Consider the following 15,359-nt stretch of genomic DNA (forward strand, 5'->3'; position numbering starts at 1 on the left):
AGCTATCCTAAAATCGTTTTGTGCTCCTAATAAAATTCTCAAAACCTTTCATCTTCCAATATTCTATAAATCTTAAAATTACTTACCTTATATTAATTCATTAATCTGAAAAATTCAATTATTTTTTTAATAAATTATTATACATAAGTCTGATTAATTTTTAACTAAATTAACAATAAAATACATCTATTCAATATGATTCCGGCATGTATATTATTACAATATAAATAACAGAGGAGAGCATTTCTTTCTCGGTTTCATATGTCAAATACTTCAACCTTTATAGTTGATAACGTAATTTCCCACACATTCGATTTATATACCAATGAGAAATTTAATATATTAATAAACTACTAACTTCTTTACCCCAGCCAAAATATAAAAGAGTCTCATTAAAAAATGAGACTCTTTTACAATTTCATATTTAAATCGATTTCGAAGTTTGCTTACCAAAGATAAATATCCTAGTAAACACTGCCATTATAACTACAATAACTAGAAAATAAAGTGGCATCACCAGTAACGAGCCCGTATGCAATTGACTCATTCCCCAAATTGTCATCGTTACAATTACATAGTATCCTAAGCTAAACAACGCTCCAGCTGTACCAATGACATCTTGAAAATCTACTAACGCTAAACTTAAACAATTAGGCAATGCTACTCCAATTCCTAATAGCAATATAAACATCGCTATTAAAAATACAACCATATATATTACATTCGGATTTGATCCCACAAACGTAATAACAGATAAAAGGATAGCTCCTCCTGTCATTACGAGACAACCGATATATATAATTTTCTCTGGTTTATAAGTAGCAAGTAAACGTTTTGAAATTTTCGCTCCAACAATAGAAGCAGATGCAACAACAATTCCTAGAAATCCATACATACTAGGCGATAATTGAAAATATTCAATAAAGATAAACGGCGCTTCTGCATAATAGCTAAATAAAACACCATTTGCTCCTCCAATTAACAGCCCATATGTTACCACTTTCGGATTTGTAATTAACCTCTTCAAGACTGAAAATACATTTATTTTATTCGTTACTGAGCCCGTTTTTGTTTCAGGAAGAGAAACAAACGTATACAGAAAAATACCGATACTCATAACTACTAAACTTAAAAATACTATTTTAAATCCAAACATTTGATCAAGAAAGCCACCAATTAACGGTCCTATCGCTGGTGTAAAAGCAATGACTGCCGAGATTTGAGCAAACATAACATGCCTCTTATGCCCTTCTACACTTTCACGAAGAATCGTTTGCGTCACAACTGATCCTGCACTTGCTCCAAACGCTTGAATAAAACGACTTACCAATAAAACTTCAATGGAATTTGCAATATAGCATAAGAAACTCCCAGCGCCATATACGACAATTCCAAGTAACATCGCCCGGCGACGACCAATTATATCTGATAACCACCCAATAAAAAATACACCTAACGCAAAACCAGCAAAATACACACTAAGTGTTAACTGCACCTCATTATTACTTACATGTAACGCCTTTGAAATGTCTGGTAAAGACGGTGTGTAAATCGTTTCACTAATTTGCGGAAATGCGACAAGAACAATCATTAACAAAAGTGATGGTACTGAGACTTTTTTCATTTTTCATACCCTCCTATAACTTTGAAAATCTCAGAAATAAAAAGACTTTCCTTAGCTACGGAACAGGAGGGGCCATTATAGAAATCCGGTCATAAAACAACAAAGAAAACACCTCAATTACGTATGTTAATACTTATAGGAGGGTAATATTAACATCGATTTTTAAATATACTTTTTCAATTATATTACATTCTGCGTTTCTTTTACTAGTGCTCGGCCTTGGAGGATTGTTAAAAAGATAACTTGATGCATTCACCTTTTTATGGAATAATTAGAAATAGTTTGAATTCGTTTGAATTCGTAAGTTTAATTATTAAACGATAGACTAGCATATTTTAATGTCACAAGCTTACAAACTGGAGGCCTTTCGTAATGATTGAAATTTTAAGGACAGTAGTAAACTTTCTACTTTCTCTATTCTCAGGAGAATTACCATTTGTATATTATGTATGGATTATTACCCTATTCCTAATTCAAATAACCCAATCTACTCTAAACTATAAACTCTTTAACAAGAAAGGCAATTTCAGCACTTATATATCGGAAGGATTACTTGCTTTTATTATTTTATTGTTTGGAGGAATATTAGTATCTAAGTTACTTGCTTACATAATAGACGATCCTACTATTAGTATGACGAATTTAACACATTATTTTGTTTCTCTTATCATATTAACTATATTTGTCGTAATAACCTGTGTTAAAGACTTTATAGAGACATCTATAAAGAATAAAAATATATCTCTTTTGAGCTTTTTAGTAATTTCCTTAATAACAAGCATACTTTCATTCAAGTTTTTATCACCCTTAATTGAAGGTTCTTTTTCTCTTTCTAAATCTTTTATAACTACTTTAATCATTCTTGTAACTATATCAATCCCTCTATTAATTTCCTTAGAGGATAAGTATGCAGATGAAAAGGAAACGGAAAATTTATAGCTTCTCATTTACATAAAAGAAAGAGGGAGCTCCCCTCTTTCTTTTAAATCATTCCTTTTAATATTAATCCTAAAACTGACATTATTATCGCACTAATAATAATTCGCAAAATCCAAGTAGTGTTTGTACTTATTTTTTCTAATTGCTTATTGATTGTTGCTATATCTTTCTCATTAATAGTAGTACGCGTTTCTAAAGCACGAATGTCTCTCATAATTTCTTTTTGCTCCGCCTTGAGACTGTCAATTTTAGCGTAAACATCTTCCATATATTCACACCCTCTGTTCATCTTAATAGAAAAATCTATATATATTATGAGACAACCCTCTTACCTGTGAATACATTGCGTACATCCGCGTACCAAATTATTTGTACAATCTAATTAAATTATTCATATGTTTCCTATCTTCTATATAAATCAGCGTTAAGATAAATTAAAAAAGGAATCCCTTGTTTATTTAACAACAAACAAGGTGCAATCCAACATTCGGGAGCACCTACGATAATTTCTATTGTTTTCATATTTACAACTCCATATAATCAGTATGATTTTCTGAAGAAGCCACTTTTTGAACTGCTTAAAGTATACTAATATGAATACGAAATAGCTGTATTGATAAACTCTCTAGAACAATAAATATACTGGCTGAAACGGATCTATATCCAATATTTTTTCCAGTAACATGAATGGTTATTTCTGATAAATACGTTTGTATATCATTGTTTTCAAAAATTTCATCCTCAACCTTTACAATATCTGCTTCACAATCTACTTCTTTAAAAGTTTTCAATAATTTTGTTTCCAATAAACTACAATCAAAATTCTCATCTTTTATTACGGCAAATTTAACCTTCATATCGATTTCCCCATTTTTAACAAACTAAAATCATTAAATCAATATAAATATATATTATTCTATTAAATAATTCAAAATATACGCTTCTCATATACATTATTTCCTTTCACTCATACTTTTATCATTGAGTTTTTATTCACAAATTCGTAACACATATATATGAGTTATTATGCTAAAATTAGTTTATTCACAAGAAGAAGTTATTCTTAATAAATCAATCATTTTTAATACCCTGTTTAAAGCCTTGCCCCCCTGCAAGGCTTTTTCCTATTTAACTAGAGTAGTAGTTTTCGTTATGCATCTCTCCCCTTTGTTCCTTACCCTACAAATAATACTGAATGTTTATTTTACTTTTTCAACATCCTTACTCGCTCTGTTCGAGAGCTCTTTACCAAATATTCAATCTAATGATAAAATTGACCAAATTAATATTTTCGTCCATAACTGTATCAAAAAGTACACTAAAGAAAAAATAGCACTCTCACGATTAAGTTAACGCGAGCTTTTTTCTTCTATCTACTTACTATTTAAGGTTAATAGTTTAGTAACAAGATTTAAAAATTCGACTTAAATTCATTAATGAATGGAGAGGTTTATATGAAATTAAAAGACAAAGTAGCAATCATAACTGGTGGTGCAAGTGGAATTGGCGAATCTACTGTTCGTCTTTTTATCGAAGAAGGTGCAAAAGTAGTTATTGCTGACTTTTCTGAACGTGGAAAAGAACTATCAGATGAATTGAATGCACATGGATATAATACGTTATTTATTAAAACCGATGTAACAAAAGAGGCAGATATTAAACAGCTAATTCATGAGACAGTAAGTACATACGGTAAATTAGATATTATGTATGCCAATGCCGGCGTTGCTGATGATGCACCGGCAAACGAATTATCCTATGAAAAGTGGAAAAGAACTATTGATATTAATTTGTCTGGGGTATTCCTTTCTGATAAATATTCGATTGAACAATTTCTTAAACAAGGTACAGGTGGTGTCATCGTTAACGCTGGTTCGATTCATAGTTTTGTTTCATTACCTACACCAACAGCATACTCCTCTGCAAAAGGTGGTGTGAAACTATTAACTCAAAATTTATGTACTGCCTACGCTAAATATGGAATACGTATTAACGCGGTGTGCCCTGGTTATATTGACACCCCTTTACTAGGTAGTGTTAATCCTCAACAGAAAGAATATTTAGCTTCACTTCATCCACAAGGCAGACTTGGAACACCAGAAGAAGTCGCTAAAGCTGTCTTATTTTTAGCAAGTGATGATGCTAGTTTTGTTAACGGCACAACACTTCTTGTTGATGGAGGCTATACTGCACGTTAATTTAAAAATTTTGAAGCACCCTAAAAAATATATAGTCTTCAACAAGAAAAAGCGCCATCACAAGTGACGGCGCTTTTTCTATGTAAGAGCAACTAGAAGATATCCTTCTAGCCTACTCCCATTTATAAGTCCAAAACTGTTCAAGTTGCAGCCATTTTAATGTTGCTGCATCTTTGTTTTTTATTTTTGCATGCGTGTCTTCAAGCATTGCTTCTGTTTGTGAACGGTGCGCACCTAATGCAGTTAATTTATGATCAAATACTTCACTAATGTTATTTACAACATCCGGTTCTCCTAATACTGCTTCACGATTTTTCGTAATCGCAACAGCATGAATAACTGGGCGCTCTTCTTTTGGCATACGTGATACAGCGCGAACGACAGCGCGGCCAAATGCATTATGATCTGGATGTACACCGTGCTCTGGATAAAATGTAATAATTCGAGATGGATTTACTTCTTGAATGATTGCTTCAATTTTGTCAGCAACGAAATCAACATCTTCAAATTCTAACGTTTTATCATGGAAGCCAAGCATTCTTAAATCTTTAATACCCATCGCTTCACAAGCATCTTTCAATTCTTTCTTACGGATATGTGGAATCGTTTCACGGTTAGCGAATACGTTCTTACCCATGTTACGTCCCATTTGTCCTAGAGTACCACATGCATATGTTACAGGTACTCCTTGATCTGTTAATAAGCGAATTGTTCCTCCCGCAGCATATGCTTCATCATCTGGATGCGGAAATACAACAAGTACATGTCTCTCCATAAGTTTCCCTCCTTCTTACTTAAATGGTGTTAAGCTTAACTCAAGTGCAACTGCTAGACGACCTAAATTATCATGTCCAGCTAATAATAAACGCTCTTGATCGTCTACTTCCCAGTGCGTAATACCTTCAGCATATACCCAACCGTGATCCATTTTCAGACCAACTCGGTATGGATTTGTTCCAGTTATCTTCCCGCGTTCAAAACGGATAATCGCATTTCGAATGAAAGCACCAACTGTCATCATCTTTTCATTTATGTGTGATGCATACGCTCCGTTTGTCGTTTCTAAATGAATATATACATCTTTATTTACAAAACGTTCAATTTCATTTTGAATAAGAGAACTATCTTTTACTATTTCCATCGGAATTCACCTCTTTAAACCATTTTACGCAAAAATAATGTAAATTGCTATCTCTATATTAGAGGACAACGCTCACTTTTCCTAATAATTTGCACTGTGTTTTTTATATTTTTTATATGATATGTAAAAAATACATTTTTTCCTTCACTTTGTTAAATAGTTTTCTTTCTTTTTTGAATTTGCTACAATATATTTTATCCCGTATTATTGCAGCGAGATACATTTCGACAATTGAATACATAATTTAAAGAAGGTGACATGATTGGAACAGTCAGCACATGAAGTAGCAAATTGGCAATATTATTTTGCAATTGCCGTATTTTTAATCACGTACGGATTTATTATTTCTGAGAAATTGAATCGTGCTGTAATCGCACTATTCGGTGCTGCTATTATGATTATTTTTGGAGTTGTAGATTTACATACTGCTTTCACATCACATATTCAATGGGAAACGATTACCCTTTTAATTGGGATGATGATTCTCGTACATATTACGAGTCAATCAGGCGTCTTTGAATTTGTGGCCATTAAAGCGGCAAAAGGAGCTGGCGGAAAACCGATTCGCATTTTATTATTACTATCCCTATTAACTGCTGTCGGATCAGCATTTTTGGACAATGTAACGACTGTTTTATTAATCGTTCCTGTTACATTATCCATTACACGTATTTTAAAAGTAAATCCTGTGCCTTATTTGATTTCAGAAGTGCTGTTTTCAAATATAGGCGGAACAGCAACATTAATCGGTGATCCACCTAATATTATGATTGGATCAGCAAACAAGCATTTAGACTTTAACGCCTTTTTACTTAACTTAGCTCCAATCGTAATTATTATTTCTATTGTGACACTTGGCATTATTTACTTCATGTACCGTAACAAACTAAAAACAACACCTGAACAAATCGAAAAACTAATGGCATTAAATGAAAAAGATTATATTAAGGATCAAAGCCTCCTTTTAAAATCTATTTCGATTTTAGGACTAACTATTTTAGGCTTCGTACTTCATTCGATTATTCATGTAGACGCTGCCGTTATAGCGATGACAGGCGCTACACTTCTTATGTTAATCGGCGTGAAAGAACATGATATTGAAGATGTATTTGCCCACGTTGAATGGGTAACCATTTTCTTCTTCGCCGGACTATTCGTTCTCGTTGGCGGGTTAATTGATATCGGACTTATCTCTTCACTTGCAAAAGAAGTAATCGGCGTAACAAACGGTGACATCGGATTCGCAGCTATACTTATTTTATGGGTATCTGGCATCGCATCTGCGACAATCGACAACATCCCTTTTGTCGCTACGATGATTCCTCTTATTCAAGACTTAGCTACAGGACTCGGACTATCTGTCGATTCTCCGCAAATCGAAGTACTATGGTGGGCGTTATCTCTTGGAGCTTGCTTAGGAGGAAATGGAACGCTAATCGGAGCATCTGCAAACGTAGTCGTTGCTGGTATTGCAAAACGTGAAGGACATGCTTTCTCTTATATGGACTTCTTAAAAATTGGTTTACCATTAACTATTGTTGCACTCTTGTTATCACATGCTTATATATATTTACGTTATTTAATGTAAAAGTTGTATTGCATGAAATTATATCGTCAAATCCAAAAGGTTTGCAGCATCGTGCTGCAAACCTTTTTTCATCACCAAAATATACCGATAATTGCTAACCCACCTAAAATCATACCACCAATTTGTCCGACAATTGTTGGTGATAATTGAACACCTTTTCTCACTTCAACAACTGGTCTTTCGTGCCTTAGTTGCTGCACTTCGCTTTGCAGTTGATGTACACTTCCGTGTAACTCTTTAATTAGTTCCTTTAATTCAGCGACCTCTTCATTTACTGGTTTTGCTTTTTCTAAATTCATTTTACATAACTCCTTATAAATTCAATCAGTTCACTGTAAATTTTCGCCAATTATCATTATATCTCCTGCATACTACATATATAATATTGAATGTATTCGCTAATCTTGCAACCCTATCCATTCATCCCGCAATATCCCCATAATGATACGATCAAAACACTTCCCATCTCTTTGAACCGCTTCTCTCATACACCCTTCCATCTGAAAACCTATCTTTTTATACAACGCAATGGCTGCTTTATTATAAGAAATTACATCCAGACCGACGCGGTGTAAATTCAATTCATAGAAAGCATACTTTAAAATAAGATGTATTGCTTCTTTCCCATATCCTTTTCCTCTATCATTCGCATCTCCTATACCAATGGCTAATAAACCTGTTCTGTTATTCCACTCTATACCATGAATCGCCACAAAACCAATTAAGCGATCTTCTTGAACTGTCCTTACCATGAAAGAAACACTATTCGATCTTCGTCCTTTTAATAACCCATCACTTGCTATTTCATTTAAAGATTGCGGGAATGCTACATCTGTATCAACATTTCTTAAATACTCACTATCTTCTTGCCACATAGCCATTACTTCAGCATCTGTTTCTCTCATAGCTGATAATTTAATCGTTTTATTTCGAAAAAGATTCATTGTCATTTCAAACTCCCCCTTTATTAAATAACGGGGATAATTATTCCAGCCTATTTACCCCCTCGTTTCATAAACTGTTTCATAAACGGGATACTTACAATAAGCGCTGACATTGGCACATCTCCTCCATATCGAATTAACTTCATTGTATAATTTTTCATTTATTCTAACAATAATAGAAAGGCCCTCCAAATTTAGAGGGCCTTTCCTAATAACAAAACTATATTATTTCGTAAACATTTTCTCCGCTTCATCCATTGCCATTTTGTTTCCTAAAGCAGAATAGTCAAGCCATGGTTGATCATTGATAATGTATACCTGCTTGCCTTTAACTGCTTTTAAGTCTTTCCAAATTGGTGTTTCTTGAAGTTGTTTAAATGCTGCTTTTGCTTTGTCATCTCTATTTACAACAACGAAAATCGCATCTGCATCAAAGTCAGGTAATACTTCTTGTGAAATGACTTCGAAAGGACGGTTTCCATCAATTTTCTCTACACCATTTGCAGGTTGTAACCCTAGGTCTTGGAATAAAATTGGTCCCATCGGTCTTTTCGTACTAAATACACGCAATTCTTTTGCAGTAACGCGAATTGCCATTACTTTTTCGTTATTACCTAGCTCTTTATCTATTAAACCTTTTACTCGTTTTGATTGCTCTTCGTAATCTTGAATATATTTATCTGCTTCTTTCTCACGGTTTACAAGTTTACCAACTTGTTTTAAATGCTCTCTCCACGTACCTTCATCTAAATTGAAAGAATGTGTTTTTGCAATTTTTTCGTATTTCGCTACATCTTTACCAGCATATTTTTCATCAACATAAATGTCAGTTGGCTTTAATTGAAGTAACGCTTCCATATTCGGATCTGTTACAACACCAAGCTTCTTCGTATCTTTCAACTTCTCTTTAGCGTGCGGTAAGAAATCTTTTAAATCTCCACCAATAACAGAACCTACTGGTGTAATTCCTAATGCAAGTAAATCATTTGTTAAATGAATAGACATTGAAGCAATTTTTGGATCATTACTTTTTTCCGTTTTTTTCGTTGCTTCTTCATTAGCTTTCGTTTGACCACATGCTGCTAATACTAAAATACACATCATGCTAAATAAAATAGTAAGTTTCTTTTTCATATGTTCTCCTCTTTGAAGTATTTATTTTGTTTTTGTAAGTAAATAAAGAAAATACGGTGCTCCTAAAGCTGCCACTACTACACCAGCTGGAATAGAATTTGGCTCAAATATAGAACGACCTATCGTATCTGCTAGCACTAAAATAATCATTCCGATAATGCCAGCTAAAGGAAGAACGTGTTGATATGTAGTACCTACTAACTTCCTTGCGATATGCGGAGCAACTAAACCGATAAAACCAATTCCTCCTGCCATCGATACACTTGTGCAAGATAATCCAACCGCTGTAGCTAAAAGTAATAACCGTTCTTTTTGAACAGAAACACCAAGTCCTGCTGCTACACTATCACCTAGTGACAATGCATTTAACGTTTTAGATTTTAGCCACGCATAAGGGGTTAGTATGAAAATCCAAGGTAATAATGCAAGGACATGAATCCAATCCCTTCCCCACACGTTACCAACTAGCCATCTAGAAGCGAATGTATACGTCTCATCATTTAACTTGAGAGAGAAAAATAACGAAATTGCACTAAAGCCAGCTGAAACTGCAATACCAACGAGAATAAGTCTAATGGGAAGTAAACCTTTTGACCGATCACTCGCAAGTAAAATAATAAGAAATGCAGCTAATACTCCTCCACCAAATGTAAATAACGGTATTAAAATGGATGCACTCTCATTAATAGAATGAAAGAGAGTAACAAATACGATAAGACCGAAAGATGCACCTGAATGCAACCCTAAAATACCAGGATCTGCAAGTGCATTACGGGATAATCCTTGCAAAATCGCACCGGAAATACCAAGACCAATACCGGCTAACATCGTGATTATTATTCTTGGCATACGATAATCATATAGCACGGTTGCACTCTCAAAATTACCATAACCCAAAAGTGTTTCAATTACTCTAAGTGGCGCTATACTCAGTGTCCCTGTATTTAAACTAATTAAAATTACAGCGATACTTATACATCCGAAGATTGTAGTTACAGTAATAGCTCTCTTTTTATCCGTGTTAAAAAGATCTTTCACTTATAACTCCCTCCCAACTTTACGTGCTATATAGAGGAAGAACGGAACTCCAACAAGAGCTACCATAATCCCTATCGCAAGTTCCTTAGGAGGATTTACTGTTCTTGCCCCTAAATCAGCTACAACTAATAACATAGCTCCTAATAATGCTGACATAGGAATAATGAGTCTATAATTCACACCAACTAATTTTCTAGCAATGTGCGGGATAACTAGTCCTACAAATCCAATAGAACCAACAGCTGAAACAGAAACACCTGCCAGAATAACTACTATAATCATCCCTAGTATTCTCGTTCGGTTCGTTTTCACTCCTAAATTTGTAGCAACATCATCCCCCATTGATATGAGTGAAATAGATCTCCCTAGCATTGTCGCGAAAATAATCGTTATAAGAATAATAGGAACTAAAAATTTCAAGTGTTCCCACTTAACCCCTGCAACACCACCAGCATACCAAAACGCTAAATCTTGGCTTAAATCATAATAAATCGCAACACCTGAACTTAATGAATGTAAAAGCGCTGCCATAACAGCTCCAGAAATCGTTAACCTCATTGGTGTTAACCCACCTGATGTTGCTGATCCAATAACAAAAATAAGTACTGTACTTAAGACTGCTCCAATAAAGGAAACAATCATTAAATAGGAATACGGCATATGCGGAAAAAAAGCAAAACTAAGTGCCACTACAAACATCGCACCTGCATTTATTCCGAGTACACCTGCATCAGCCAAAGGATTTCGTGTTATACCTTGCATAACAGCACCAGCAACCGCAAAAGCTGCCCCTACAACTGCTGCACCAATTACTCTCGGGAGCCTTAATTCATAAATAATTTGGTGCTGCGTTAATTTCGGATTGTAATTCAAAATCGCTGCCCACACCGTTTGTAAATGAATATCTTTTGCACCAAATGAAATGGCTAAAAATATAGATCCAATTAAACATAAAATTGTTAAGCTCATGAAACATATGAACTTAATATGTATCCAGCGGTTATTACCAGCATGTACAGTAGACTTATGTAACATGTTTCATTTCATCCTTTATATTCAGTTGTTTTTTATAATTATTTTTTATTTATAATTATTATTGATAATAATTATCATTTTCATTTAGATATTATATCCCCACTTTTTTTAAATAGCAAACTATTTTTTCACTTCGCTAAATATTAAAATACTCATTACAATTCCCTTCTAAAACTTACAAATACATGCAACATAGACTACTGGATTATTTTTTAAATTGTAGTATACTTATTAATTATTTTGATTTTTCTAATAAAAATCCCGAAGGTGACACAATGTTCCATATAAAACAACTACTACACTTCACTTACGAGCAAACATTATCTTGCTTATTCCCAGTCGTTATTTTCTTAACACTAGCCCTTTCAAAAATCGTTTCTATTCCAGGGTTATATCGCTATGATTTCATACTCATCGCATGTCTTCTTATGCAGTGGATTATGTACAAGACTGGACTTGAGACGAAAGACGAATTAAAAGTAATTACTGTCTTTCACCTCATCGGCCTTTTACTAGAAATATATAAAGTTCATTTCGGTTCATGGAGTTATCCTGAAGAGGCGTATTCAAAGATTTTTGGAGTTCCGCTTTACAGCGGCTTTATGTACGCAAGTGTCGCAAGTTACATATGCCAAGCGTGGAGAAGGTTGCATTTACAAATGCATTATTGGCCGAAAGCTATTTTTACCGTGCCATTAGGAGCAATGATTTACTTCAATTTTTTCACGCATCATTTTCTATACGATTTTAGATGGTTCTTAACTTTACTTCTATTCATCGTTTTCTTTCGGACATTTGTGGAATTTTCATTACGAGGCGTTACATATAAAATACCACTCGTTCTCTCCTTTTTCCTTATCGGTTTCTTCATTTGGATTGCAGAGAACATCGCAACATTTTTCGGAGCATGGCAATATCCAAATCAACGGGAAGCATGGAATCTCGTTCACTTAAGCAAAATTAGTTCATGGTTTTTACTCGTTGTTATTAGCATTATGATTGTCACGCAGCTCAAACATTTGAAGGAATCAAAAAGATAATGCTGATTATGTAAAAACAGTTAGCCCATCACTCATTAGAGAGTGATGAGCTAACTGTTTTTAGTAATATTTTTTAAACCGTCCTTATCAAGGGAGTTATAATTTACAAGAGTATAAGCAATTACACATTATGAACTGCTACTAGCAGAAGATGTTGCTACAGATGAAGCGGCAATCGTTGCCATCATGGCTGCCTGTTGTGCTTGTATGAGGACTTCTATCATTGTTTGTAAACCTGTGTTAGTAGCTTTACTTTCCTCACCTTTCTGACTTACGAACAGTTGAATAGCAATAAGAATAGTTGTATCTGTATGCCAACGGAACAATTTATCCCCCTGCAATTTTTCAATAAATGCTCGAATAGAATGAATCTCTTTTTCTCCGTCCTCGAGTAACGCTAGTAGCCCGATAGCTGGGTAATGCATCTGTTTTACTTTTACCTTTTCTTGCTTTAACAAATTCCATATATTTGTACATTTTGCAACTAATAGTTCTTCCCTGACATCCTTCTTTAGTGAAAGAATATGACTCAAAAATTGAAGATCATTCCCTTTACGCAAACCAGCTGTCGCTAGTTTCTGATAAAGACGTTCCACTCGGTCCATAAGTGTTTCTACATGCTCTGATTGTCCTGCTAATAAAACTGCGAGCGGATAATCATTTGTACTTGTAAGAAAGAGGTGATCCTTTTTCATGCGTTTATATACTTGCATCGAACGCTGAATGTGCGCGCCATGCTGTTCATTTTCTTCTGTTAAAAGCACAGCTGCTGCGAGATAAGTAAATATACTCCGGCTAAAGCCACCAGTGACCAATTGTTCATATAAATCTAAAAACTTCCGAAAAGCTTCCTTGTAATCTGTAAAGTGAATATCTAATGTTGCGGCCACTACAAAACGATGATAAGACTTTAAGTATGAAAACATCCCTACCTGATTCTTAATATAACTACTAATTTCTAAAAAACGTCCGAGATCAAACAATTTATCACTACCTGCATACATAGCAGCAATCATCATTCCTGTTCGAGAATCACTCGTTTTCCATTTTAGTTCTCCCTTTAACTGTACATATGTATGTTTATATTGCTCCAACTTTTGCTCTAATGTAATCATAGTATTCACCCCTATTTCTAGTTCTTCTCTATTATTATACGTATATTCCATATTTAGGAATACTATAATTAATAATCACAACATAAAAAATTATAAAATTCTCTAATCCTTCAAGAAGTTATACAAAAAAGGTAGATAATAATTTATCTACCTTTTTTGTATATATTATTTAACATTACAACTGTATTGCTTGTTATATGCAATTAAGACTAAAGAGCTTTAATAATACGTTCCATCGCCTTCATTTGCCCAATATGATCAGCTTCATGATAAAGCATCATACCGTAAAGCTCCCCTACTGTTTCCAATCCTAGGAATGGCTCTGGCAGTTTATTTTCAAATGCTTCTGCTGGAATTTCGTTAATACGTTTTGCTTGTTCTTTTAATTGAGCCGTTAACACTTCTAACGATGGTCCTTCTGTCGTCCATTTAGATGGTCTTGATCCATATCCAAACATACCTGGATATTCAGTTGGCAATTGTTTAAATTCTCTTCCGAACATGAAAGTCTCTGCTGCTGTTAACACGTGACCGATATGCCAACGAATTGTATTGTTAAAACCCTCTGGCTGCGTATCCACAGTTTTATCATCTAACGTTTCCATAAATTTAAGTAACGCCCCGCGCGTTATTTCAAATTGTTTTAAACCCACTAGTCTATTCATTTTATCGTTCCCCTTCTTGATATACAATTTATTATGAACTAAGAATGTTCAATTTATTAAAGTTTCACCTTGTTTAATCTATCAGAAACAAATAAGAAATACATCTAATATGCTTATTAAAAATAATAAAAAGGTTCACTCCTCGTAAATATAGAATTACTTACTATGTTAATAAAAGAGGAGTGTACTTGCATGTTACATATTTTAAAACAACAATATAATCTTATTAGCTCTACAAGAGAAACTCTATTTTCGTTTTTGGAAGAAATCCCAGTAGAAAAATTACATAGCACAGTTTCTAATTTCGGAAGCGGTAGCATTATAAAGACTCATATTCATGTAGCCGATTGCTATCGATACTGGCTTGGATCATTCGCATTCAAGCAAAAAAGAGCAGATTTTTCATTTGCTAGCGATTACGAAATTGAGCATGCAAATGTGGAAAAAGTTCGCGCTAGATTTAAGTTAGTAGATGAGACTGTACAACGTTTTTTAGATGAATACAATGACCGTTGGCTCGAAAATATAGCAAATGAAGTGAAATGGCAAAAAGAACCTTGGAGCACAACTCCGCTATGGCTTTTAACTCATACGGAGACGCATGAATTTCACCATAAAGGACAAATTGTATCTATGGCTCGTCACCTTGGATATACTCCTCCTGATACAGACCTTAGTTAATACATTCGTGTTCATTTAAAAGCGGAATGAGCAGCAAGAATAATAGTATGATCAAAAAACTCGTTGATACATTTTGTTGTGTATAAAACATTTATTATTTGTTTTAGGTATACCGTGCCATTATAAAATTCATGTAACATCGAATTAAGATTCATATTTTTTATGTAACTCATTGAAGAAAGTTAAGTATTTATACATTCAATTACTAACTAAAGGA

Annotated in this window: 17 protein-coding genes; 5 read left to right on the plus strand and 12 right to left on the minus strand. The window is 34.0% G+C overall.

Annotated elements, in window-relative coordinates:
- Nucleotides 1-424: 424 nt before the first annotated feature.
- Entirely contained in the window at nucleotides 425-1,624 is a 1,200-nt protein-coding gene (locus GD442_RS16345) for a multidrug effflux MFS transporter (RefSeq protein WP_000758014.1), read from the minus strand.
- Between the two features lie 372 nt (nucleotides 1,625-1,996).
- Here GD442_RS16345 and GD442_RS16350 point away from each other — a divergent pair, with 372 nt between their 5' ends.
- The gene (locus GD442_RS16350; RefSeq protein ID WP_000570052.1) at nucleotides 1,997-2,563 is read left to right on the plus strand and encodes a DUF5823 family protein; all 567 of its coding nucleotides are present in this window, start codon (nucleotides 1,997-1,999) and stop codon (nucleotides 2,561-2,563) included.
- A 43-nt stretch (nucleotides 2,564-2,606) separates the two neighbouring features.
- Here GD442_RS16350 and GD442_RS16355 read toward each other — a convergent pair whose 3' ends face one another.
- Entirely contained in the window at nucleotides 2,607-2,831 is a 225-nt protein-coding gene (locus GD442_RS16355; protein WP_000390461.1) for a hemolysin XhlA family protein, read from the minus strand.
- 310 nt (nucleotides 2,832-3,141) lie between these two features.
- Nucleotides 3,142-3,420, minus strand: a complete 279-nt coding sequence (locus tag GD442_RS16360) for a hypothetical protein (RefSeq protein ID WP_000865005.1) — start codon at nucleotides 3,418-3,420, stop codon at nucleotides 3,142-3,144.
- Nucleotides 3,421-4,017: 597 nt separating this feature from the next.
- On the opposite strand from GD442_RS16360, the gene GD442_RS16365 reads away from it, so the two are divergent.
- Nucleotides 4,018-4,761: an SDR family NAD(P)-dependent oxidoreductase gene (locus GD442_RS16365; protein ID WP_000768018.1), complete on the plus strand. Its 744-nt coding sequence runs from the start codon at nucleotides 4,018-4,020 to the stop codon at nucleotides 4,759-4,761.
- Nucleotides 4,762-4,873: 112 nt separating this feature from the next.
- Here GD442_RS16365 and bshB2 read toward each other — a convergent pair whose 3' ends face one another.
- Together bshB2 and GD442_RS16375 are read right to left on the minus strand one after the other, a co-directional pair.
- Nucleotides 4,874-5,536 (minus strand): bacillithiol biosynthesis deacetylase BshB2, encoded by a 663-nt coding sequence (gene bshB2 / locus GD442_RS16370; RefSeq protein WP_000439483.1) that lies wholly within the window; start codon nucleotides 5,534-5,536, stop codon nucleotides 4,874-4,876.
- Between the two features lie 15 nt (nucleotides 5,537-5,551).
- Nucleotides 5,552-5,902, minus strand: coding sequence for a YojF family protein (locus GD442_RS16375; RefSeq protein ID WP_000407045.1), 351 nt, complete (start codon nucleotides 5,900-5,902; stop codon nucleotides 5,552-5,554).
- Between the two features lie 262 nt (nucleotides 5,903-6,164).
- Here GD442_RS16375 and GD442_RS16380 point away from each other — a divergent pair, with 262 nt between their 5' ends.
- Complete coding sequence (locus GD442_RS16380) at nucleotides 6,165-7,490, plus strand: ArsB/NhaD family transporter (RefSeq protein ID WP_000437999.1); 1,326 nt, start codon at nucleotides 6,165-6,167, stop codon at nucleotides 7,488-7,490.
- A gap of 71 nt (nucleotides 7,491-7,561) precedes the next feature.
- On the opposite strand, the gene GD442_RS16385 is transcribed toward GD442_RS16380, so the two are convergent.
- The 5 genes from GD442_RS16385 to GD442_RS16405 all read right to left on the minus strand — a co-directional run bounded on the left by GD442_RS16385 (nucleotide 7,562) and on the right by GD442_RS16405 (nucleotide 11,641).
- Nucleotides 7,562-7,789, minus strand: a complete 228-nt coding sequence (locus GD442_RS16385; RefSeq protein ID WP_001047304.1) for a coiled-coil domain-containing protein — start codon at nucleotides 7,787-7,789, stop codon at nucleotides 7,562-7,564.
- Between the two features lie 99 nt (nucleotides 7,790-7,888).
- Nucleotides 7,889-8,440 carry a GNAT family N-acetyltransferase gene (locus GD442_RS16390; RefSeq protein WP_000178509.1) on the minus strand — a complete coding sequence of 184 codons (552 nt, stop codon included), beginning with the start codon at nucleotides 8,438-8,440 and terminating at the stop codon, nucleotides 7,889-7,891.
- A 219-nt stretch (nucleotides 8,441-8,659) separates the two neighbouring features.
- Complete coding sequence (locus GD442_RS16395) at nucleotides 8,660-9,568, minus strand: iron-hydroxamate ABC transporter substrate-binding protein (RefSeq protein ID WP_000728219.1); 909 nt, start codon at nucleotides 9,566-9,568, stop codon at nucleotides 8,660-8,662.
- A 21-nt stretch (nucleotides 9,569-9,589) separates the two neighbouring features.
- Entirely contained in the window at nucleotides 9,590-10,606 is a 1,017-nt protein-coding gene (locus tag GD442_RS16400) for a FecCD family ABC transporter permease (protein WP_000653820.1), read from the minus strand.
- Nucleotides 10,607-11,641, minus strand: a complete 1,035-nt coding sequence (locus tag GD442_RS16405; protein WP_000902717.1) for a FecCD family ABC transporter permease — start codon at nucleotides 11,639-11,641, stop codon at nucleotides 10,607-10,609. It abuts the gene before it with no gap.
- Nucleotides 11,642-11,916: 275 nt separating this feature from the next.
- On the opposite strand from GD442_RS16405, the gene GD442_RS16410 reads away from it, so the two are divergent.
- Complete coding sequence (locus GD442_RS16410; protein ID WP_000468401.1) at nucleotides 11,917-12,681, plus strand: DUF817 domain-containing protein; 765 nt, start codon at nucleotides 11,917-11,919, stop codon at nucleotides 12,679-12,681.
- 128 nt (nucleotides 12,682-12,809) lie between these two features.
- Here GD442_RS16410 and GD442_RS16415 read toward each other — a convergent pair whose 3' ends face one another.
- Nucleotides 12,810-13,847: a DUF4003 domain-containing protein gene (locus tag GD442_RS16415; RefSeq protein ID WP_002041575.1), complete on the minus strand. Its 1,038-nt coding sequence runs from the start codon at nucleotides 13,845-13,847 to the stop codon at nucleotides 12,810-12,812.
- Nucleotides 13,848-14,005: 158 nt separating this feature from the next.
- On the minus strand, nucleotides 14,006-14,461 hold the full coding sequence (locus GD442_RS16420; protein WP_001081123.1) for a DinB family protein: 456 nt from the start codon (nucleotides 14,459-14,461) through the stop codon (nucleotides 14,006-14,008).
- Between the two features lie 192 nt (nucleotides 14,462-14,653).
- Between GD442_RS16420 and GD442_RS16425 the strand changes: the two genes are divergently transcribed.
- A complete protein-coding gene (locus GD442_RS16425) occupies nucleotides 14,654-15,142 on the plus strand; it encodes a DinB family protein (RefSeq protein ID WP_000902410.1) in 489 nt (162 codons plus the stop codon).
- The last annotated feature ends 217 nt before the right edge of the window (nucleotides 15,143-15,359 follow it).

It is taken from the genome of Bacillus sp. A260 (assembly GCF_009861435.1).
In the GTDB taxonomy this organism is placed as follows: domain Bacteria; phylum Bacillota; class Bacilli; order Bacillales; family Bacillaceae_G; genus Bacillus_A; species Bacillus_A cereus.

Coding starts and splice junctions, on each gene's coding strand:
- GD442_RS16345 (WP_000758014.1), bottom strand. CDS start 1,624: ATGAAAAAAGTCTCAGTACCATCACTTTTGTTAATGATTGTTCTTGTC.
- GD442_RS16350 (WP_000570052.1), top strand. CDS start 1,997: ATGATTGAAATTTTAAGGACAGTAGTAAACTTTCTACTTTCTCTATTC.
- GD442_RS16355 (WP_000390461.1), bottom strand. CDS start 2,831: ATGGAAGATGTTTACGCTAAAATTGACAGTCTCAAGGCGGAGCAAAAA.
- GD442_RS16360 (WP_000865005.1), bottom strand. CDS start 3,420: ATGAAGGTTAAATTTGCCGTAATAAAAGATGAGAATTTTGATTGTAGT.
- GD442_RS16365 (WP_000768018.1), top strand. CDS start 4,018: ATGAAATTAAAAGACAAAGTAGCAATCATAACTGGTGGTGCAAGTGGA.
- bshB2 (WP_000439483.1), bottom strand. CDS start 5,536: ATGGAGAGACATGTACTTGTTGTATTTCCGCATCCAGATGATGAAGCA.
- GD442_RS16375 (WP_000407045.1), bottom strand. CDS start 5,902: ATGGAAATAGTAAAAGATAGTTCTCTTATTCAAAATGAAATTGAACGT.
- GD442_RS16385 (WP_001047304.1), bottom strand. CDS start 7,789: ATGAATTTAGAAAAAGCAAAACCAGTAAATGAAGAGGTCGCTGAATTA.
- GD442_RS16390 (WP_000178509.1), bottom strand. CDS start 8,440: ATGACAATGAATCTTTTTCGAAATAAAACGATTAAATTATCAGCTATG.
- GD442_RS16395 (WP_000728219.1), bottom strand. CDS start 9,568: ATGAAAAAGAAACTTACTATTTTATTTAGCATGATGTGTATTTTAGTA.
- GD442_RS16405 (WP_000902717.1), bottom strand. CDS start 11,641: ATGTTACATAAGTCTACTGTACATGCTGGTAATAACCGCTGGATACAT.
- GD442_RS16410 (WP_000468401.1), top strand. CDS start 11,917: ATGTTCCATATAAAACAACTACTACACTTCACTTACGAGCAAACATTA.
- GD442_RS16415 (WP_002041575.1), bottom strand. CDS start 13,847: ATGGAATATACGTATAATAATAGAGAAGAACTAGAAATAGGGGTGAAT.
- GD442_RS16420 (WP_001081123.1), bottom strand. CDS start 14,461: ATGAATAGACTAGTGGGTTTAAAACAATTTGAAATAACGCGCGGGGCG.
- GD442_RS16425 (WP_000902410.1), top strand. CDS start 14,654: ATGTTACATATTTTAAAACAACAATATAATCTTATTAGCTCTACAAGA.